Annotated in this window: 19 protein-coding genes; 9 read left to right on the forward strand and 10 right to left on the reverse strand. The window is 40.7% G+C overall.

Annotation, left to right across the window (positions count from 1 at the left end; translation table 11 throughout):
- Window positions 1-436: 436 nt before the first annotated feature.
- From EXE29_RS08165 to EXE29_RS08175, 3 genes are read right to left on the reverse strand one after another with little or no spacing between them, the layout of a single operon-like run.
- On the reverse strand, window positions 437-1516 hold the full coding sequence (locus EXE29_RS08165) for a DUF6670 family protein (RefSeq protein WP_120364452.1): 1080 nt from the start codon (window positions 1514-1516) through the stop codon (window positions 437-439).
- A 30-nt stretch (window positions 1517-1546) separates the two neighbouring features.
- A complete protein-coding gene (pssA, locus tag EXE29_RS08170; protein ID WP_106984087.1) occupies window positions 1547-2374 on the reverse strand; it encodes a CDP-diacylglycerol--serine O-phosphatidyltransferase in 828 nt (275 codons plus the stop codon).
- 55 nt (window positions 2375-2429) lie between these two features.
- Window positions 2430-3287 (reverse strand): 23S rRNA (adenine(2030)-N(6))-methyltransferase RlmJ, encoded by an 858-nt coding sequence (locus EXE29_RS08175; protein ID WP_106984086.1) that lies wholly within the window; start codon window positions 3285-3287, stop codon window positions 2430-2432.
- A gap of 115 nt (window positions 3288-3402) precedes the next feature.
- On the opposite strand from EXE29_RS08175, the gene EXE29_RS08180 reads away from it, so the two are divergent.
- Both EXE29_RS08180 and EXE29_RS08185 read left to right on the forward strand, forming a co-directional pair.
- The gene (locus EXE29_RS08180; protein WP_106984085.1) at window positions 3403-4005 is read left to right on the forward strand and encodes a 2OG-Fe(II) oxygenase; all 603 of its coding nucleotides are present in this window, start codon (window positions 3403-3405) and stop codon (window positions 4003-4005) included.
- A gap of 67 nt (window positions 4006-4072) precedes the next feature.
- Window positions 4073-4600: a hypothetical protein gene (locus tag EXE29_RS08185; protein WP_117007456.1), complete on the forward strand. Its 528-nt coding sequence runs from the start codon at window positions 4073-4075 to the stop codon at window positions 4598-4600.
- A 77-nt stretch (window positions 4601-4677) separates the two neighbouring features.
- Here EXE29_RS08185 and EXE29_RS08190 read toward each other — a convergent pair whose 3' ends face one another.
- From EXE29_RS08190 to EXE29_RS08210, 5 genes are all read right to left on the reverse strand, one after another.
- Entirely contained in the window at window positions 4678-4929 is a 252-nt protein-coding gene (locus EXE29_RS08190) for a DUF2789 family protein (RefSeq protein ID WP_106984083.1), read from the reverse strand.
- 117 nt (window positions 4930-5046) lie between these two features.
- Entirely contained in the window at window positions 5047-5280 is a 234-nt protein-coding gene (locus tag EXE29_RS08195) for a DUF2789 family protein (RefSeq protein WP_106984082.1), read from the reverse strand.
- A 147-nt stretch (window positions 5281-5427) separates the two neighbouring features.
- A complete protein-coding gene (locus EXE29_RS08200; protein WP_067762865.1) occupies window positions 5428-6414 on the reverse strand; it encodes a malate dehydrogenase in 987 nt (328 codons plus the stop codon).
- A 170-nt stretch (window positions 6415-6584) separates the two neighbouring features.
- Window positions 6585-7241, reverse strand: a complete 657-nt coding sequence (locus EXE29_RS08205; protein WP_228198755.1) for a ribonuclease T2 family protein — start codon at window positions 7239-7241, stop codon at window positions 6585-6587.
- A gap of 49 nt (window positions 7242-7290) precedes the next feature.
- Entirely contained in the window at window positions 7291-9249 is a 1959-nt protein-coding gene (locus EXE29_RS08210) for a lytic transglycosylase domain-containing protein (protein ID WP_120364454.1), read from the reverse strand.
- Window positions 9250-9605: 356 nt separating this feature from the next.
- Here EXE29_RS08210 and miaB point away from each other — a divergent pair, with 356 nt between their 5' ends.
- The 4 genes from miaB (at window position 9606) to EXE29_RS08230 (ending at window position 13091) form a co-directional block, all read left to right on the forward strand.
- Window positions 9606-11063 carry a tRNA (N6-isopentenyl adenosine(37)-C2)-methylthiotransferase MiaB gene (gene miaB, locus EXE29_RS08215; RefSeq protein ID WP_106984079.1) on the forward strand — a complete coding sequence of 486 codons (1458 nt, stop codon included), beginning with the start codon at window positions 9606-9608 and terminating at the stop codon, window positions 11061-11063.
- 37 nt (window positions 11064-11100) lie between these two features.
- Window positions 11101-12186 carry a PhoH family protein gene (locus EXE29_RS08220; protein WP_106984078.1) on the forward strand — a complete coding sequence of 362 codons (1086 nt, stop codon included), beginning with the start codon at window positions 11101-11103 and terminating at the stop codon, window positions 12184-12186.
- A 9-nt stretch (window positions 12187-12195) separates the two neighbouring features.
- Window positions 12196-12678 (forward strand): rRNA maturation RNase YbeY, encoded by a 483-nt coding sequence (gene ybeY, locus EXE29_RS08225; protein ID WP_106984077.1) that lies wholly within the window; start codon window positions 12196-12198, stop codon window positions 12676-12678.
- A 104-nt stretch (window positions 12679-12782) separates the two neighbouring features.
- Window positions 12783-13091, forward strand: coding sequence for an antibiotic biosynthesis monooxygenase family protein (locus EXE29_RS08230; protein ID WP_106984076.1), 309 nt, complete (start codon window positions 12783-12785; stop codon window positions 13089-13091).
- On the opposite strand, the gene EXE29_RS08235 is transcribed toward EXE29_RS08230, so the two are convergent.
- The gene (locus tag EXE29_RS08235; RefSeq protein ID WP_106984075.1) at window positions 13051-13506 is read right to left on the reverse strand and encodes a hypothetical protein; all 456 of its coding nucleotides are present in this window, start codon (window positions 13504-13506) and stop codon (window positions 13051-13053) included. The two genes, EXE29_RS08230 and EXE29_RS08235, sit on opposite strands and share 41 nt — an antisense overlap.
- Window positions 13507-13549: 43 nt before the next feature.
- Window positions 13550-14428, reverse strand: a complete 879-nt coding sequence (locus tag EXE29_RS08240) for an energy transducer TonB (protein WP_106984074.1) — start codon at window positions 14426-14428, stop codon at window positions 13550-13552.
- Between the two features lie 248 nt (window positions 14429-14676).
- Between EXE29_RS08240 and EXE29_RS08245 the strand changes: the two genes are divergently transcribed.
- The 3 genes from EXE29_RS08245 (at window position 14677) to EXE29_RS08255 (ending at window position 16891) form a co-directional block, all read left to right on the forward strand.
- A complete protein-coding gene (locus EXE29_RS08245) occupies window positions 14677-15360 on the forward strand; it encodes a hypothetical protein (RefSeq protein WP_120364455.1) in 684 nt (227 codons plus the stop codon).
- Between the two features lie 152 nt (window positions 15361-15512).
- Window positions 15513-16226: a DUF3108 domain-containing protein gene (locus EXE29_RS08250; protein ID WP_120364456.1), complete on the forward strand. Its 714-nt coding sequence runs from the start codon at window positions 15513-15515 to the stop codon at window positions 16224-16226.
- 89 nt (window positions 16227-16315) lie between these two features.
- Window positions 16316-16891, forward strand: coding sequence for a xanthine phosphoribosyltransferase (locus EXE29_RS08255; protein WP_106984071.1), 576 nt, complete (start codon window positions 16316-16318; stop codon window positions 16889-16891).
- The last annotated feature ends 23 nt before the right edge of the window (window positions 16892-16914 follow it).

Consider the following 16914-nt stretch of genomic DNA (forward strand, 5'->3'; position numbering starts at 1 on the left):
GCTTTATTCAAAACACCAAATCTTGGCTCATCAATTTTCTGACATTAATTTCTCAAATAAACTTCGAGTAATTTCTACCATCAATCAATGAAAATAATTTCGATCGATCAACCAGTAAAAATCCACACAAGTTGTTCTTCATAATCTCTTAATGATCTTCTTGTTGGTTCGTCACCAACAAGCTAGGTCGGCTATATTACACTAAATTTATTTAGTGTCAACAAGTAATTCAAATTATTTTAAACTTTCTTTCTAAAACCAAACTTAATCTTTTCAACCAAGTCCTTGTTTTATCAGAAGTTTTAATCTTCATCACCGCCGATGGATGTGCATTCTACAGCATTTCACATCCGTTGCAACCCTATTTTTTATTTTTTTCCATTTATTTTTAAAAAATCCTACCAGGTGTCTTTTTATTGTTCAAATTCGGCTATTTTTACTTGTTTTTAATCAAAACTGGCATTGAATCTGCTTGTTGAAAAGCCGATAGATGATCTTGATGATGCTCTTGCCAATTTAAATTCCGGCAATCAATATATTCGCTATACCCCTCTTCCCCCTCTTCTTGTTCTTCATTCAACTGCAAACGATAACTAAAACTGCCCGCATAACCCGCACCCAAGCCAAATTTAAAATCACCTCGACTTTGTCCTTGCAAGCGAATCTGCATGGTTTCATTTTGCATAAACCATTCAAATTCACGTGGAAGATACATATTACGTGCATTGGGGGTGGTTATTTTGGGATAAACGCGATGTATTCGGAAATGGACTGCTGTATCGAACATCTGATGTTTATTTGCTTTAAGGTCTCTTAAGTAAATACGTGATTGTACAATCTGATTTCGTGCATCCCGTACTTGCATAAACATGAGTTGTCGATCATTGCTTAGATTCAACATGCTCATGCTGTAAAATGCCACAGGAAAATAAGGAAATGCCCTAGCTCTAGCAAACTCTAAAGTTCCGAGCTGTGCAATATCAAAAATTTGCCCTTTATAAACCACTTTACCAGCACATTGGCTTAGCACACTCCAATACTCTGCCATGCCCATTCGTAACTTGGTAATACATGAAACAAGATCCGAACTATTCACCTGTAGATCTAAACTGAGTTCTTGATGTTCGCGCTGAAATTGGAATTTTGGAAATTCACCATATATATCGACATGATCGGCACATTGAATATGTTTAGACGCCAGATGAAATGTCGCCTCTTTTGTATCACACTGAAACTGCCCAACCATGTGTGCACTACAACTGCTCATCAAATAAATTTGGTTGGTTGCATTTTTGGATTTAGCGTGAGCATGATGCAATATCGGTAAATTCAGCTGCCCTAATTGTATAAATAGGTTGAGGTAATGTAAGGGTGCTGGCAAATTTGGGATTTTAAGTGCAATGAGAATGCTTGGATATTTTTGTGTTTGTATATGAAAAGGTAGTTTTTGTTGTTTGCAATAAGGAGCCTGATTCAGCTGTTTGGACTGATCAAAGAAATCTTGAAATAACTGCATATCAAGCTCCTATTGATTTAGATTTTACATTTATAAGGCGCTCTGCTTTCTCGCCATTATGGTTGTAACAAAACCTGAAAGTGCATAAATGACTGCAATCACCAGTACGCCAACAGGAATATTATAAGTTACTGCAGCTAAAACAAATACCACGATTGGCAACACTGCGAAAGGGACGCGTTTACGGTCTACTGTTTTAAATGAATAGTATTTAATATTTGAAATCATCAGTAAGCCAACGGCAATAATCACCACAGCGTTGAGTGTTTGAATACCCGCTTCACGCAAATCAAAAACTGCAGGGAAATCACGGGCAACCAAGACCAATGAAATAATAATAACGGCGGCTAATGGACTGGCTACACCAATAAAATAGCGTTTATCGACCACACCAATTTGCACATTAAAACGTGCTAGGCGGAAAGCCGCACAGGCGGTATAGACAAAGCATGCAGCTAAGCCAATACGTCCAAGATCGTGCAAGCTCCAGCTATACATTAAAATCGCAGGTGCCACGCCAAATGCAAGCAAGTCAGATAGTGAATCAAACTGTTCACCAAATGGACTTTGCGCGCCAATAGCACGAGCAACTCGGCCATCTAAACCATCTAATAGTGCGGCAATAAAAATAGCATACACCGCTTGAGTGTAATCACCATTCATACTGGCAATAATTGAATAGAAACCTGATAACAACGCTGCGGTTGTAATCAGGTTCGGCCACAGATAAATACCTCGACGTTTGACTTTCTGTCCTTCATGGGTATGTTCTTCTTCCTCCACCTCAAAAGTAATGCCATCAAAGGCACTTTCATCTTTAGTAGAAGCTTCCCGTTCAGGTTTATTTATATTTGTCATTCTTCGATCCTAACTGTGACCTTTTGTCTTACTTAAATATTGTGTAGCGTCTGGCTTATTCGCCAACCAACCAACGTACAGCAGCATGACCACCACTTTCACTCATGCGAAGGTGTGGGAATAACCATTGTAATGCCTCATCTGCATCTTCTGAGAATTTCCAAGGTGGGTTAATCACCAATAAACCACAACCATTTAAGCCCACTGGTGTGTCATCTGGCCATACGCAAACTTCACATACCAACTGACGGCGAATACCCGTTTTGTACATTTTCTTTTCAAAACGTTCAATCATGGCGCGGTCTTTAATTGGATACCACACTGCGAAAACGCCTGTCGGCCATTTTTTATAAGCAGCAACCAATAATTCTACCAATTGTGGGAAATCTTTTCGTTCCAATTCGTAAGGCGGATCAATCATCACCAAGCCACGTTTCTCTTTTGGTGGAATAACACCTAAAAGACCTTCGTAAGCATCGCGCTCATGCAAGCCCGCACGTTTATCAAAAATATTGTGGCGTAACTGTTGAAATACATCACGTTGCATTTCAAAAATAGTGGCCTTGTCGGTTTCACGCATGCCTTCAAGCGCAAACCAAGGTGAGCCTGGATAAGCACCTTTGCCAAAATTTTCACGCATTTTTTCAACAATTTTTAAATATTGTTGCACGCCCTCTGGCGCATTACGCTTAATTGAATCATCTAGTTTGACCAGACGATGAATACCATTTAAAAACTCACCTGATTTTTGTGCTTCAGAGGTTGATAAATCATATTTACCTGCACCACCATGGGTATCTACATAGCGATAAGGTTTGTCTTTCGCATTCAGCCGACTCAATAACTGAAGCAATAAAACATGCTTCATAACATCGGCAAAGTTGCCTGCATGGAAATGGTGACGGTAGTTCATGTTTCTAAAATTCCTAATATCAACGGCTATTTTAGCATGAAAAATAGTTTCATTCCGATGCTATTCTTCTACTAGAATACATCGCTATTTTCTGACGATCATTAGGCTGTTTTATATGGATGCAATGCATCTCCCAAAGTCTTGGCCTGTTGAGCAAATTTTAGATAATTTAGCTCAACATGGCTTTGCAATTATTGACCAAGCATATTCACCTGAATACACAGGCGCATTGGTCCATGAATGTTCAACGCATTTAAATGAATTCCGCGATGCGGCCATCCAAAATGGCGTAGTCTCTAACATCCGCAGTGACCATATTTTATGGATTGATCAGCAACTCAAGGTCGCACAACAACATATTCAAGCTTTAAACGCCCTTTCACAACATTTGAATCAGGCGTTTTTTTTGGGCATTAAAGAAGCTGAAGCGCACTTTGCTTGCTATAACGCAGGTGAATTTTATGCATTACACCGTGATAACCCACAAGGTAAAAATGGACGTATGATTTCTACTGTCTATTATTTGCATGAAGCATGGGAAAATGACTGGGGCGGAGAACTACGCCTGCAAGATAAAAACAATCAATGGCATATTATTCATCCAGAGCCAAATCGTATTGCCATTTTTCAAAGTGATTTGCTCCACGAAGTATTAGAAGCCAAACATCAACGCCTTTCTATTACGGCGTGGCTTAGAACAGACCAGCCACTTTGGTAAGCACAAAACTTTAAATTTAAAAATTCATCCTCATATATGCTTCATTGCAAACATGAGGATGCCACCAATGCGTGACCTAACCAAAGACATCATTCAACGTATTGGTGAAACTGATCAATTGTATTTACAAGGCAATCAACCCGAACTGGCTTTAGAACGTGCTGACTTGCGCTTACAGTTGGTCACCTTAAGCCGTGTACGCCAAGAGCAAATCCATTTCCTACAAGAAGCGGTCGTGCTCTTAGAGCAAGGCCGCCTTGAATTCGAAGAAATGCCTCTGAGCTTATATATCGACTTGTCTTTACACTTGGCTAAAGCCTATATGCTGTATTTTGAAGTAACACGTGAAGAGCGCTTTGCCGTGATTACCCAACAAATCTTAAAGCCTCTTGCACACGATGATGATGGTGATATTTACTTTTTTTTGGCCTACGCAGCAGCTTCAAAAAATGAACCTGCTATGACACGCCACTGGCTGACTAAATATGCCAAAACCAATGCTTTTGACTTACAACTGATGCAAACACATCCTGCATTTGATACTTACCGTGCCGAAGCGTGGATGGAGAAGATTGTAAAAAGTCGCTTGCATTAAATGATGCATAAACTTCTGTAGATGCAAAAGCAAAAAGCCTCAATAAAAATTGAGGCTTTTTTTAAGTCGAAATTAAATTATACCGCTTGGAGTCTATAGGCATCTAAATGGAGTTGTTGATTCAGCTCGTCTACCCAAATGGCCCAATCATCATCTTGTACCAAATGACTGATTAACAGCGCACGCTGCCCCTTATTCCAAAATGGCGCATCATGTAGTGACACATTGGCTGCAAGCTGATGTGTACGCACATAGAGTTCAATAGCAGCAGGACTATTGGCCAAACCGAGCTGCGAAAATAGAAGTTCTAAGGATGGTTTGTTCTTCATGAGCTTTCGCCCTCCTTATCAGCTTAATTGTCATTTATTATTGAATTAACTTATAAGATATCTCAAAAAAAACCTAGTCATAAAACTAGGTTTGTTGTTACTTTTTGTGAGCACTTTTTAATCAGCATGCAATTGCTCATTCAGTTGATCAATAACCATCGCCCACTCATCATCTTTTTTCCAATGGCTAATTAAAAAGTCACGTTGTGATTGAGTCCAGAAATCGGCCTGATGCATAGGAACTTCAAGCGTCAGCTGATGTGTTTGAATAAATTGCTCAATAGCCTCTGGCGAGCTGTCTAAGCCCAATTGCTGAAATAATAATTCTTGGGTTACATCCATATCTAACATGGGAATTTTCCTGTTGTTTTATTATTTTTAACTTAGCATGTTCAACCCTCGGCTTCTGCTGATATTGCTCAACGCATTGTTATTTTTTGTGCATAAAAAAAACGCTCCGAATGGAGCGTTTTTTCTAACTTAATCTAAGTGATTAAATTATTTGATCATGTCAGCAACTGCTGCACGTTCTTCTTCAAGCTCATTAAGAGTGAAGTTGATACGCTCACGGCTGAATTCGTCGATTTCAAGACCTTGAACGATTTTGTATTCGCCATTTTCGCAAGTTACAGGGAAACCGAACATTACGCCTTCAGGGATACCGTAAGAACCGTCAGAAGGAATACCCATAGTTACCCATTCGCCGTTTGTGCCAAGAGCCCAATCGCGCATGTGGTCGATTGCAGCGTTTGCAGCAGAAGCAGCAGAAGACAAACCACGAGCTTCGATGATCGCAGCGCCACGTTTACCAACAGTTGGAAGGAATACGTCTTTGTTCCAAGCAGCATCGTTGATTTTGTCTTTTAAACTTTCGCCGTTTACTGTAGCAAAACGGTAGTCAGCATACATTGTTGGAGAGTGGTTACCCCAAACTGTCATTGTTTTGATGTCAGAAACTGCAACGCCAGCTTTTTGAGCTAATTGAGTCAACGCACGGTTGTGGTCAAGACGTAACATAGCTGTGAAGTTTTTCGCAGGAAGATCTGTAGCAGATTTCATAGCAATGTAAGCGTTAGTGTTCGCAGGGTTACCTACAACAAGAACTTTAACGTCACGGCTAGCAACTTCGTTAAGCGCTTTACCTTGACCGATGAAGATTTCACCGTTTACTTTAAGAAGGTCAGCACGTTCCATGCCAGGACCACGTGGACGTGAACCTACAAGAAGAGCGTAGTCAGCATCTTTGAATGCAACTTTAGGATCATCAGTACCGATCATGCCTTCTAGAAGAGGGAATGCGCAGTCATCAAGTTCCATCATTACGCCTTTAAGCGCTTGTTGAGCTTTCTCAACTGGAATTTCTAATAATTGAAGGATAACTGGTTGGTCTTTACCCAACATTTCACCGCTTGCGATACGGAATAATAAGCTATAACCGATTTGACCAGCTGCGCCAGTAACGGCAACACGAACTGCTTGCTTCATGTAATTATCTCCAATTGAGGAAGGTCATAATGATTAAATAGCTGTTCTATCTAATCTTAATAATCATAAACGGCAAAGATTGTACTCCAATCTTTTGGCAGTTGCATGTAAAAGAGAATGCTTTTCAACAAAAGTATGATAGGAAATATAAATAAAATAGCAATAAAGGCTTAAAAAGAACCTTTAATTGTGAAAGTTGCAGGGCAATTATTTTGTACGTTTTTCGGACAAGCCTTGTAATGCCCATTGTTTTGATAGCAAATTTTAATTTCTGTCAAAATGCTATTCGTTTTGTTCTGCTGGCAACTAAACTCAAATCCTTGGGTCGGCAAACCGGGGTTCAAACGCAACATACGGCTGCGCAAAACCGCTGCTTGCATCACACGGGTCTCTTGGCTGGTTAATTCATCAGGAATTTTGAGCTTTTCCGCATAGTTAATCATCATACGAAAATATTGATTGGCTGGCATAGGCACACAGCCCCCAACGCCTTGCCACAATTGTTTACGTGCATTTTCATCAGGCATGACTCGCGCAACCACTTTCGCTTGAATCGGAGGTAAATTTAAAACCGTATGACTCGTACAATTACGCTGCGCCGCCACTTCAGGATAAAGCCCAAGAACATTCAGGGAATAGCCCTCTAAACATTTGCGCTTTTTATTACGCTGAGGGTCAAGCGAGCATGCTGCAGGCACAAGCTGAATTTCCATAACATAACCCGCTGGTGCTGGGCTTGCATGTACAACTGCAGTACATATTCCCATACCCGCGATGCCATAAAAATATCGCAACAACTTGTTAGCATTCAACCTGCTTAACAGCATTTATGTTGTCCCCAGTTTTTTTAAATTTTTGGCGCCATTGACACAGGTATTATTGCGAATTTCTCAATGGAATCGTTTGCATACGCTGTCCAATCGTTTGTGATCCTTGCCCCAATAAGATACCGTAATGAGTCGCATTCGTCATTACATGTTTGACATAATCACGGGTTTCAGTGAGTGGAATCGTTTCTGTATATTGGTCAGCGGCAATCGGTTGTCCATCGGGTTGCCAACGTCGAGCACGATTTGGACCTGCATTATAGCCTGCTGTAGCAAGCACTGGACTATTGCTCAATTGACGTTGAATCATTGATAAATAGAAGGTGCCATAACGCACATTGGTATTCATGTCACTTAAGGCCGCAGGGTTATAGGTTTCCCCCATTTGGCGTGCCACCAGTTTGGCGGTATCCGGCATAATTTGCATGAGACCACCCGCACCAACATGGGAACGTGCACCAGTGACAAAACGACTTTCTTGACGCATTAAACCATACGCCCAAGCAGGATCAATGCCTGCATTTTGGCTATGTGCAACCACATAAGAACGGTGTGGCATCGCATAACGATAACCATAATTGTGTTTGGTTGTCGTACGATCTGCCGCATAAATGGCACGGTCATACCACCCCATATCGGTAGCACGTTTAGCTGCAGCCAAAATCAAACCATCATCATGTCGCAAATAAGCCTGTCGCACGGCCCAGTTCCATTCACGGTTCACAAAACTGTCCGAAGCACCAACGTTACGTAAAGCAAATGCACGGCGGAAGTGAATATCCTGACTCAAGCGCACTGCATCTTGATTGGTCGCTTCGCTATAGGCTGGAATATTATTATAGGCCTGCCCAATTCGGTCTTTGGCTAATAAATTATGGTAATCATCACCAACGGACAATTGGCGATAAATATCTTGCGCTGCTTTTTTAGATTTTGAATCAGTTTGTTGTTCGTACGCACGTGCTAACCAATACTGCCAACGGTCTTCTTGACGTTGAGTTACACTCATTCCCTCAATGGCACGAAGCAGACTATTCCAGCCATTAAAACGAATCGCTTGGCGTGCGTAAATTTCAGCTTCTTCAGGGCTCAGCGGTAAACCGTAACTGGCATCATAAAAATCGAGTACTTCACGATTAAAATTATTTTTCATCACCGTAGTACCACCGACATAAGCCACTGCACGGTACACAGCCTTTTGAGCATCTTCAGGTAATCCTTCTGCAGCACGACGCGCAGTCGAGAATGCAACATTTAAATCACTATCTGCTAAACGACCAATGGCATAAATAATATAGGCTTGATCTTCTTTGGTTGCTTTAGGTGCATTCCATAAATAGTTTAAAGCATTGGCTTGAATACTATTGAGCTGCGCCAAACTCAAATTGATGCCAATCGTTTGCGCTGTGGCAATGGCTTGACCTGGTTGACCTGCGCGTAACTGCCCCCACAAACGTTGCTGACGATCTTGTGTCGTCATAAGTGGGCTAGAGAGCATCATCCGCCCTAAGCCTGTACACGAATCAGGTTGCGAATTGGTAGTGAGCCATACATCTTTATATTCGGCAAAGACCAATGGATCGCCTGATTTAGCACGAACTTGTGCCATAGCACAGCTTTCTGCTTGGTCAGGATTACTGACATATTGTAAAACTGGCTGAGCCGAAGCAAAGTCTGCCATTTTGACTTTTTCTTCAACATAATCTGCTGACAGTTTTTCTGCCATCGCAGACTGAGGATAACGCTGTGCAAAGTTCGTAATTGAACTGGTCGGTTGCGAAGCTAAATTGGTATTGAGCATCCAATATTCAGGATAATAACCCAATGCATCGTTTTGCATTTGAGATTGGTATTGTTGCAATAACGAAATATTACCGGCATTGGCTGCACGTAGTGCATCATTAAACTGTTCGTCTGCGGCTTGTGCAGAAATGCTGGCACACGCGGTCGCGACACCTAAGGCAAGTAATGGATAATAATTTTGAGATTTGAAAATTCGATTTAGCATCTACGACTTGCCTTCTATTTCTTGCATCGTTTTATGACATCGCCCATGACATTTTTGGTGCTCATGTTTAAATTTAGCTATGCAGCTACATTTGCAGTTTTCAACCAGTTTAATAAGTCTAAACCAACGATATTGTTCTGTTGTGTAACCTTATGATTAAACAATATTAATTTTCAAACATTTTTCGTTCACAAATCAATATTGATCATTGGTTATTTTAAACTATAAGTTTAGCTCGAATTACTGTTAAAATACGGCCCTTTCAAAATTTCCTTATACAGAACTTCGCCACTTAGCGCCAAATTGCGTGCAAAGCAGCCAATAATGTATATCTCAAATCTATCCTAGGAGCCTGCATGACGGTTCAAACCTTCATTCCAAATGCTGCCCCAGCTGCCTCAGAAAACACTGTCTCCCAGCCACAGCACACCCCAGCGAACGATACAGCAGTGAAAAAACTGTACATCGAAACGCAAGGGTGTCAGATGAATGAGTATGATAGTCACCGTATGGCTGACCTGTTAGGCGACTCACACGGTTATGTACTAACCAAAGATCCAAAAGATGCCGATATTCTATTAATGAATACCTGTTCTATTCGTGAAAAAGCACAAGAAAAAGTGTTTTCTGAATTGGGTCGCTGGCGCAAACTGAAAGAAAAAAATCCAGACTTAATTATTGGTGTGGGTGGTTGTGTTGCTTCACAAGAAGGCGACAACATTCAAAAACGTGCCAATTATGTCGACATGATTTTTGGTCCACAAACCTTGCACCGTTTACCTCAAATGCTTGATCAACATTTTGAGCAAGTTGAAAAGCCGAAAAAAGAAAAAATTAAACTGGTGGATATTTCTTTCCCAGATATTGAAAAATTCGACTTTTTACCTGAACCACGTGTGGAAGGTTACAAAGCTTTTGTTTCCATCATGGAAGGCTGTTCTAAATACTGCTCATTCTGTGTTGTACCTTATACACGCGGTGAAGAAGTTTCTCGTCCACTCGATGACGTATTAGCAGAAATTGCAACACTGGCTGAAAAAGGTGTGCGTGAAATTTCACTATTAGGTCAAAACGTCAATGGTTACCGTGGTGAAACCTTCGAAGGTGAAATTTGCACATTTGCAGATTTACTACGTTTGGTTGCAGAAATTCCGGGCATTGGCCGTCTGCGCTATACCACTTCTCACCCGCTTGAATTTAACGACGACTTAATTCAATGCTACCGTGATTTACCACAAATGGTTTCGCACCTTCATTTACCCGTACAAAGTGGGTCAAATGATGTGTTACAAGCCATGAAGCGTAACCACACCATTGATGTGTATATCGAAAAAATTGCCAAACTGCGTAAAGTTCGTCCAGATATGCATTTATCCAGTGACTTTATTATTGGTTTCCCTGGCGAAACAGATGAGAACTTTGAAGAAACCTATCAATTTATTAAAGATATGGACTTTGATCACTCCTACAGTTTTGTCTATTCAAAACGCCCAGGTACGCCTGCAGCAGAGCTTGAAGACACCACTTCTGAAGATGTGAAAAAAGAACGTTTGGCAAAAGTTCAAGACTGGATTAAACAATCAAGTATTGATAAGACCAATGCGATGTTGGGTAGCATTCAACGTGTGTTGATTGAGTCTGTTTCAGAAAAAGATCCAAACTTACTGATTGGTACTGCAGATAACACTCGTTTAGTGGGCTTTATTGGTGATCCAGCTTGGGTGGGTCGCTTTGCAGAGATTGAAATTACCGACATCAAAACTTTGAAGTTTGTTTACGGTGAACTCTTGAATCTTGAGCCTGACGTGGCGTAATGTAGAGGTATTCGCTAGACAACTTAAAGGAATACTCTTGACTGCAGCGATTCGACGTACAGTAACATTTCCTGGTATTTCAGTTGACCGTTTACAAAGCATGCTTGGTGCATATAACGGTCACCTGAAACAAATCGAACAACGTTTAGAAGTCCAAATTGCTCACCGAGGCGATGCCTTTTTTGTCGATGGTGATATTAATGCGGTCGAGCGAGCTGAAGGCTTGCTCCACCGTCTCTTTGAAGAATCCGAAAGCACCGCACAAATTACCGCAGATACCCTTCACCTTATGATTCAAGGCAGTCAAACTGACCGTGAAATTCAAGAAGATTTTGATGATCAGGAACATACTGGCTTAGAAGACGTTTATTTACAAACGCGTAAAGGCCGTATTAACCCTCGCGGTGCAAATCAAAAACGCTATGTACAGCGCATTTTACAAAGCGATATTTCTTTTGGTATTGGCCCTGCAGGTACGGGTAAAACCTATCTTGCAGTTGCTGCCGCCGTTGATATGCTCGAACGCAACGAAATTCAACGTATTTTATTGGTGCGCCCAGCCGTTGAAGCGGGTGAAAAACTGGGTTTCTTACCCGGTGATTTAAGCCAAAAAATTGACCCGTATTTGCGCCCTTTATATGACGCTTTATATGAAATGCTGGGTTTTGAAAAAGTCGCTAAACTCATTGAGCGTCAAGTGATTGAAGTTGCACCCCTCGCTTATATGCGTGGTCGTACACTTAATCATTCATTTGTGATTTTAGACGAAGCACAAAACACCACGCCTGAACAAATGAAAATGTTTTTAACCCGTTTAGGTTTTGGTTCGCGTGCCGTGATTACCGGTGACATTACACAGGTCGATTTGCCTCGTGGCCAACAATCGGGCTTAGCGCATGCGCTTCGCGTGATTGATAAAATCAAAGAAATTCATATTACTCGTTTCCACTCTCGCGATGTCGTTCGTCATCAGCTGGTACAAAAAATTGTCGAAGCGTATGAGGGCTGGGACAGTGAACAACAGCGTTTAAGCGCAGAAGCCCGTGCAGAACGCAAAGCGCGTCAAGAAGCTCTCATTGCAGACAATGACGCCAAAGCCGATGCACAAAATGATGATAATTAAGGATTCATTTTGAAACTTAGCCTCTCCCTACAGCAGGATTTTCAAGCCCCTGAATTGGTATTGAAACGTGCTTATATCAAAAAAGTGGTAGAAACTACCCTTCGCTTTATTGATACCCAAAGTGATTGTGAAATTGGCATTGCCTGTGTAGACAACGAAGAAAGCCATAAACTGAATTTGGAATATCGAAAGAAAGACAAGCCAACCAATGTATTGTCTTTCCCTAGCGATTTACCAGATGAAATGGCTGCCGTCCTAGACGTATTTCCAATTGGTGATTTGGTCATTTGCATTCCCGTTGTACTGCGTGAAGCAAATGAACAACAAAAAGCGCCACTCACTCATTTTACGCACATGCTCGTTCATGGCACCTTGCATTTAATGGGCTATGACCATGAAACTTCTGAAGCCGATGCTGAAGAAATGGAAGCTTTGGAAATCGCAATTTTGGCGAAGCTTGGTTTTGACAACCCTTATTTAGAACAAGATTAAAACCTTAAAAAAGCGAACTTCGGTTCGCTTTTTTAACTTTGAGCTGAATATTCAACATCCCAATACATTAAATACAAAATCGTCAATAATAAGTAGTTAAAACAATGAAATATGTCGTTATTTTTAAAGCTCAGATATTAAATTTTGACGCGAGTTATGATCAGACCGCACAAGCCCTACGAGAAAAAGCCCTGAAACATTTTAACTGCCGCCACTTTGAAGCATTAAGCGAAAATGGGCAGGAAATTGCGTTGTCTTATTGGGACAGCCTTGCTGACATTCGAGCTTGGCATCAAGATGCAGAACATCAAGCCGCCCAGCTTTTAGGGAAAGAAAAATGGTATAAAAACTTTAGTGTCGATATTTGTGAAATTACAAAACAGTATGCCTCATGCTCAGCCACAGCGCACTAAGCCATAGCGACAGCCCCATCAACACTACACGAACGACCAAACCTATCATGACAAATTTAAACCATTCAAAGTGGGTATAACGCACATAGCTTTCGCCAAAGCGTTGCCTCATATTTGCAACTTGCTGACGTACAAATAAAAAATACCACAAGATTAAATACCAGAAAAAAAAGCCATTGACCATTGCGGTATTTGTGGGATAAGCCAAACTACAAATGACCGAGAGTAACCACACAGCTAAACCTGCGATCATCCAATTTTTTGCTTTGCTCGCCGCACCTCGATCATTCAGCTTTTGCGCATTTTTATACAGTAAATAACTACTACATATAGGGCTAACCAGAAGAGCCCAACAACCAGCAGCATTGGGATTCCATAATTTTAACGGCTTTTCTTGTAATTGAATTTCAGACATTGAATTTGCTTTTTCTATTTTAAAAACAAATATATCCTATGTTCTAATTCACTTCAAATTCTGCTTCTGCTGGGTCAAAACGCCATGTTCGCACAACACGAAGTTCAGAGATGTCTTTCATTTTAGAATCGAAATGAGCAAATGGTGCAGCTTTACGTACTGATGCTTTAGCCGCTTCGTCTAAAACAGGATGCCCAGAACTTTCCAGTAAACGAATTGCACGGATCCCCCCACTGGAATTTAAAATCACCATCAATTGCACTTCACCAGCTAAATTTTGTGCACGCGCCTGATCTGGATAGTTTTGGTTGCCATAAAATTCTACTTTTTGGCGGAATTTTTCCATATACGCAGCTGTATCATCTTGCTTGGCTTGCACACCATCAATGGTTTTAATTTTTTGCTGACGACTAAAGTTTTGCTGGCGTTGTAAATATTGCGCTTCAATACTGGCCACCATCGCAGCTTTGGCAGAAAACTGGCTTTGCAATTCTTCAGCTTGCTTTTTACGTTGATTCTCATCGGCCTGTTTTTGCCAACTGAGCGTGGTCATCAGCACTTTTTCTTCAAAGTTCAGTTCACGCTTTTGCTGAATTTTATCTAATGCTTGCTGTGCTTGCTCGCCACTGTCCTGATCAACCATAGGTGCAGGCATGTCAGTCGACATTCGGTGCTTCTCGCGAAACTTACCTGAGCCTTGTTGATCGGCTTGCGCAAGATAATCCGCATCTTCCACAGTCGTATCACTTGGCCGTAGGCTTACAGCAATTTCTTTGGTGGTTTCAAATGTTGCTTGTGGCACACCAAATTGCACCATTAACACCGAGATATGCAACACCGCAGCAGCAGTAAATGCACTGACAAATATTGGATCTTTCCACCACTCATTTTGCAACGGTTTGAATGTCTTTTTCTTCAGCATCACATTAATACGACAATTTGCCGAGTTCCCCAACAAGCATAAAAGAGTATAAAATAAACCTGGTTTTCATATTTTTATGAAAGCGAGAGGTTCATCAACAAATACACAACACATGACTCTGTGCACTTTAAAATCCTAAAAATGGTGCAATTTATTTTGCTAAACTGCAAGAAAGAAAACTTGTATTTTTTCAATTATTCGACAAGATACACTCCGCTAAAAAGCTTATTTGCCAGGATGCTTTCAATATGCAAACGCTTATTTCCAATATTTCTAAACGTATACGTCAGGTCTATCTACGAGCGGAAGGATTTATTGAAGACGAGCGCGAGTTTCCACTTTCTCAAGTTTTTTTAAATGCGACCTTTCAACGTTTTGTTACTGACAACGTCAAAATGCTCCAAGACTTGCATGCTGATTTGCATGATGATTGGTTACGTTTATATGCCACACTCAATTATAACGGTTTAGAAATTACGCTTACAGTTGACCTAAAATTGGTGCAAATGGAGCTTAACAAAACCACCCAATTAATTGTGTTTGAACAAATTAGCGACACCAAAGTTTTAGATGCCAAATACCCCAATATTTTTTATAAATTGGGCGTGAAATTTGCGCTGTTTTTCTATCAAAAAGTATTGAACGATGACCCACTCGGTATGATTTTAGAGAAACTGAATGTTATTAAAGTCAAAGATGATCTCTTGCATTTGGATTTGAACCGCTGGCTTGGCAAAAGCCGTTCGATTATTGACACCTTATCCAAAGTCCATGTCAATCATGCCATGCTCAGAGAAGCTGAATTGGTGGTGATTGGCAACGTCAACATTGCTGCTTTATTTAGTAAAATGGCAGCAGAACGGATAGAAGATTGGGACGAAGCACCAGAGTCCGATAGCGAAGTCACCCCGATCCAACAAAAGAGCAAATAACAGCAACTCGAACCAAAAACTGGTGTTAAAAATAAGCAGAAAATTACATTTCTTACGATATTTCGCTTATTTCTCCACAATCAAGGCGCATAATTCTATTTAATCGCAGAATATTCTGCACAAAATACAAGGCTTAAAAGGAAAGAATACTGATGGCTAAATATGTGATGAAAACTTTTGGCATCGCAGCAGCTGTATCGACTGCAGTCCTTTGTTCAGGATTTGCAAGTACAGCTTTTGCCATGAGTCCCTATCAAGCAAGTTACCAATTTAACTATAACGGCAAAAACGTCGGCTCTGCCTCACGTAATTTGGCGCAGTCAGGTAATAATTGGACCTATGTGTTTGCAGCCAAAGCCGTTGGCATGGCGTCTGCGACTGAGACCAGTAACTTTAGCTTTAGTAATGGCAACATTAATTCAAAAAGCTTTAGCCGTACCAGCAAAATCCTGATTCATAACAATACCATGAGTATTAACTTCAACCCGAACAGCAAAACGATCAACACAAAAAAAGATGATAAAGCTCGTTCGTTTGCATGGCAAAATGGTGTGTTAGATGAACTGAATGCTGAACTGCAAATCCGTGAGGATTTGAAAAATGGCGGTTTAAAATCTAAATACTACTTAGCTGATGCTAAAGAAGTAGAAGCACGTCGCTTTGTCAAACAAGGTAATGAGTCAGTTAAGACCACTTATGGAACTTTCGATACTATTAAAGTCGTGATGCAACACGATAAACCAGGTCGCGAAACAATTTTCTGGCTTGCACCGAAATTGGATTATCTTCCTGTAAAAGTGAGCCATGTCGATCAAAAAACATCATATTCTTTACTTTTGACAGGCTATAAGGGTCCAACTAAGTAAGTAAATTAGCCGATTTTGCTTGCATTTTCTGCGGTGCTTTTTAAAATACGCTTTTGCTTTAATGAGCACCCGCTCTTGAGGATTCTCCCGTGCATGCACTAGAACAGAAAATCTTAGCCGAAGGTATCGTTCTATCTGATGAAGTTTTGAAAGTCGATTCTTTCTTAAACCACCAAATTGACCCCGTAATGATGCAGCAAATTGGTCAGGAATTTGCACGCTTATTTAAAGATGCGGGCATTACTAAAATTATTACGATTGAAGCTTCAGGTATTGCACCTGCAGTGATGGCTGGTTTAGAGCTTGGTGTTCCAGTTATTTTTGCACGTAAATATCAATCTTTAACTTTAAAAGATGATTTATACCGCTCAAAAGTATTCTCTTTCACTAAACAAATTGAAAGCACCATTGCGATCTCTAAAAAACATATCTATGCTACAGACAAAGTTTTAGTGATTGATGACTTCTTGGCAAATGGCCAAGCAGCCTTAGGTCTTGCTGACTTAATTCATCAAGCCGAAGCATCTGTTGTTGGTATTGGTATTGTGATTGAAAAATCATTCCAACCAGGTCGCGATATTTTGCTTGAAAAAGGTTACCGTGTTGAATCATTGGCACGTGTTAAATCTTTGAGCAATGGTACTGTTGAATTTGTTCGTGACTAATTCAAAGACCATAAAAAAAAGCG

Source organism: Acinetobacter sp. WCHAc060006, assembly GCF_004209135.1.
Classification (GTDB): domain Bacteria; phylum Pseudomonadota; class Gammaproteobacteria; order Pseudomonadales; family Moraxellaceae; genus Acinetobacter; species Acinetobacter cumulans.

What these genes read in the sequence shown, in the direction of transcription:
- EXE29_RS08200 (WP_067762865.1), bottom strand. Translation starts at nt 6,414, where the DNA reads ATGAAGCAAGCAGTTCGTGTTGCCGTTACTGGCGCAGCTGGTCAAATC.
- EXE29_RS08180 (WP_106984085.1), top strand. Translation starts at nt 3,403, where the DNA reads ATGGATGCAATGCATCTCCCAAAGTCTTGGCCTGTTGAGCAAATTTTA.
- EXE29_RS08235 (WP_106984075.1), bottom strand. Translation starts at nt 13,506, where the DNA reads ATGTCTGAAATTCAATTACAAGAAAAGCCGTTAAAATTATGGAATCCC.
- EXE29_RS08205 (WP_228198755.1), bottom strand. Translation starts at nt 7,241, where the DNA reads ATGCTGTTAAGCAGGTTGAATGCTAACAAGTTGTTGCGATATTTTTAT.
- EXE29_RS08230 (WP_106984076.1), top strand. Translation starts at nt 12,783, where the DNA reads ATGAAATATGTCGTTATTTTTAAAGCTCAGATATTAAATTTTGACGCG.
- EXE29_RS08190 (WP_106984083.1), bottom strand. Translation starts at nt 4,929, where the DNA reads ATGAAGAACAAACCATCCTTAGAACTTCTATTTTCGCAGCTCGGTTTG.
- EXE29_RS08240 (WP_106984074.1), bottom strand. Translation starts at nt 14,428, where the DNA reads ATGCTGAAGAAAAAGACATTCAAACCGTTGCAAAATGAGTGGTGGAAA.
- EXE29_RS08245 (WP_120364455.1), top strand. Translation starts at nt 14,677, where the DNA reads ATGCAAACGCTTATTTCCAATATTTCTAAACGTATACGTCAGGTCTAT.
- miaB (WP_106984079.1), top strand. Translation starts at nt 9,606, where the DNA reads ATGACGGTTCAAACCTTCATTCCAAATGCTGCCCCAGCTGCCTCAGAA.
- pssA (WP_106984087.1), bottom strand. Translation starts at nt 2,374, where the DNA reads ATGACAAATATAAATAAACCTGAACGGGAAGCTTCTACTAAAGATGAA.
- EXE29_RS08250 (WP_120364456.1), top strand. Translation starts at nt 15,513, where the DNA reads ATGGCTAAATATGTGATGAAAACTTTTGGCATCGCAGCAGCTGTATCG.
- EXE29_RS08185 (WP_117007456.1), top strand. Translation starts at nt 4,073, where the DNA reads ATGCGTGACCTAACCAAAGACATCATTCAACGTATTGGTGAAACTGAT.
- EXE29_RS08195 (WP_106984082.1), bottom strand. Translation starts at nt 5,280, where the DNA reads ATGTTAGATATGGATGTAACCCAAGAATTATTATTTCAGCAATTGGGC.
- EXE29_RS08175 (WP_106984086.1), bottom strand. Translation starts at nt 3,287, where the DNA reads ATGAACTACCGTCACCATTTCCATGCAGGCAACTTTGCCGATGTTATG.
- EXE29_RS08210 (WP_120364454.1), bottom strand. Translation starts at nt 9,249, where the DNA reads ATGCTAAATCGAATTTTCAAATCTCAAAATTATTATCCATTACTTGCC.
- EXE29_RS08165 (WP_120364452.1), bottom strand. Translation starts at nt 1,516, where the DNA reads ATGCAGTTATTTCAAGATTTCTTTGATCAGTCCAAACAGCTGAATCAG.